Source organism: Acidovorax sp. KNOB132, from assembly GCF_057541515.1.
This window is the reverse complement of the sequence record NZ_BAAJYT010000363.1, coordinates 1-2829: the sequence shown is the minus strand read 5'-3', so window position 1 is coordinate 2829 and position 2829 is coordinate 1. Positions and strand designations below refer to the sequence as shown.

Below are 2829 nucleotides of genomic sequence, written 5' to 3'. Positions count from 1 at the left end.
CCCGAGTGGAAAGCTGGACCGCAAGGCGCTGCCTGCGCCAGAGGTACAAAGCGCCGTTGCTTATGCGGCACCGCGCACACCGACGGAGAAGGCACTCGCGGACCTGTGGGCCGAGACACTGCATCTGCCCCGTGTCGGCATTCACGACAACTTCTTCGAGTTGGGCGGGCATTCTCTGATGATCGTGCAGTTGATCTCGATGATCCGGCAGCAGTTCCTGATCGATCTGCCCCTGGACACCTTGTTCCAGGTCTCCACCATTGCGGGGCTGGCGGAGCGGCTGGACCAGGAGGCGGTGGCGCGGCCGCGCCTGGCACCGATGCCTCGCCCGGCGCGGATTCCGCTGTCGTCCGCACAACATCGCCTGTGGCTCATGAACCAGCTGGATGGTGCCAATCCGGCCTACAACATGCCCTTGGCGTTACGCTTGTCCGGCATGCTAGACCGCGTGGCGCTGCACGTCGCCTTGGGCGATCTGGTGCAGCGCCATGAGAGTTTGCGCACGATCTACCCGCATGAGGCGGGGCTGCCATACCAACAGATCCTTGACGGTGCCGACGCCCACCCACCCGTGATTGAGGCGGAGGTCTGCGAAGACGATTTGCCTGCGCAGTTGCACGCGGCGGCCCGCCACGCCTTCGACCTGTGCCATTCGATGCCTTTGCGGGTCTCGCTGTTCCGGCTGGCCGAGGACGAGCATGTGCTGTTGCTGCTCACCCACCACATCGCAGGCGATGGTGCTTCGCTGCTGCCATTGGCGCGGGACCTGAGCGTGGCCTACGCCGCGCGTTGCAGCCGCCAGACTCCAGATTGGGAGCCGCTGCCGCTCCAGTACGCTGACTACGCACTGTGGCAGCAGGCGCTGCTGGGCAGCGAAGACGATCCCGATAGCCTGGCCGGCCGGCAGCGCAGGTTCTGGCATGACGCGCTGCGCGACCTGCCTGAGCAAATGGCATTGCCTGTCGACCGTCCCCGCCCCCTGGTGCCCAGCCACCGTGGCGACGTGGTCCCGCTGCACATACCGGCTGCGGTCCATGAACGCATGCTGCAGCTGGCCCGAGACGGGCAAGCCAGCGTTTTCATGGTGCTCCAGGCTGCCTTGGCCGCGTTGCTGAGCCGCTTGGGGGCTGGCGACGACATCGTGATCGGCAGCCCGGTCGCGGGGCGCAGTGACCACGCCCTGGATGGGCTGATCGGCTGTTTCGTTAACACGCTCGTTTTGCGTACCGATACGTCGGGCCAGCCAGGGTTGCGCGAACTGATTGCGCGTGTGCGTGCCACCAATCTGTCGGCCTATGCGAACCAGGATTTTCCTTACGACCGCCTGGTGGAGTTGCTGCGGCCGGGGCGCTCGCGGTCCAATCTGCCGCTGTTTCAGGTCATGCTGGGATTCCAGAACAGCAGCCGGTTGTCATTCAGTCTTCCGGGGCTGTCGATCACGCCGCAGCCTGTGGCCGTGGACACTGCCAAATTCGATCTGTCCTTCATCCTGACGGAGCAACGCCATCACGATGGCCTGCCCGGTGGGATCTCGGGTGGCATTCAATACAGCACCGATCTGTTCGACAGGTCCACCGTGGAGTCCCTGGCGGTCCGGCTGGTAAGCTGGCTGGAACAGGCGTGCGACACCCCGGACGAGGCGATGGGCCGCATCGACATCCTGCATCCCCAGGAGCGCCGCCGTTTGTTGCAGGAGTGGAGCGGCTTCGAGCGCCCCTTGGTTACCAAGACCATTGCCTCGATGGTTGAGGGCCACGCCAGCCGGCGACCCCAGGCACCTGCGGTGATTCTGGATGGCACCACGATCCGCTATGGCGAGCTCGACACACGGGCCAACCGCCTGGCCCACCTGCTGCAGGCACGGGGCGTGGCTGCTGGGTCCATCGTCGCGACGGTGCTGCCGCGCTCGCTCGATCTGGTCGTAGCGCACCTGGCCATCGTCAAGGCGGGGGCAGCTTACCTGCCCCTCGATCCGAACCATCTGGCAGGACGCAGTGCGCTGGTGTTTCAAGAGGCCGCTCCCACCGCCGTCCTTACGCACGAAGCGTTGCTGCCGAGGCTGAGCGATGTGGCCCATTGCATGGCGCTTGACAGCGACCTGACGGTTGCGGCCCTGGCGATCCAGTCGGACAGCCGCCCAGGCGGTTGGGGCGCTGCGCGACACCATGATGGCCCTCACGCGCAGGAGGCGGCATACCTCATTTATACGTCGGGCTCCACCGGAACCCCGAAGGGGGTCGTGGTGCCGCACGCAGGCCTTCACTCCCTGGCCGCTTCCATGGCCGAGCAGATGGACATTGGGCAGGACGCCCGCGTACTGCAGTTTTCTTCCAGTGGTTTCGATGCGTCGGTGATGGACCTGTTGATGGCCTTTCACGTTGGCGCGGCGCTGGTGTTGCCCGGGCCTGCGCCATGGCTGGGACAGGATCTGGCGCAGGGGCTGGTTCGCCAGTCGATCAGCCATGCCCTGATTCCGCCTGCCGCGCTGGCTTCGGTGCCGCCCGGCGAATTTCCAGCGCTGCGCACGCTGGTGGTCGGTGGCGATGTGTGCCCGCCCGCGCTCGCAGCGCAGTGGGCGACAGGGCGCCGCATGATCAACGCCTACGGCCCGACGGAGATCACGATCTGCGCGAGCCTGAGCGAGCCCATGCAGGCCGGGACCGTGCCATCGATCGGGCAACCGATCTGCAACACGCATATGTACGTGCTGGACGGAGACCTTCAGCCGGTGCCCGTGGGGGTGACGGCGAGTTGTACATCGCGGGCATGGCCTGGCGCGGGCTACCTGGGCCGCCCGGTGCTGAGCGCAGAGCGCTTTGTGGCCAATCC

Annotated in this window: 1 protein-coding gene; it reads left to right on the top strand. The window is 66.0% G+C overall.

Annotated features, from left to right (window positions below; genetic code table 11):
• On the top strand, window positions 1–2829 hold a 2829-nt coding region (locus AC27IO_RS22450; RefSeq protein ID WP_498740851.1), incomplete at both ends, for a non-ribosomal peptide synthetase.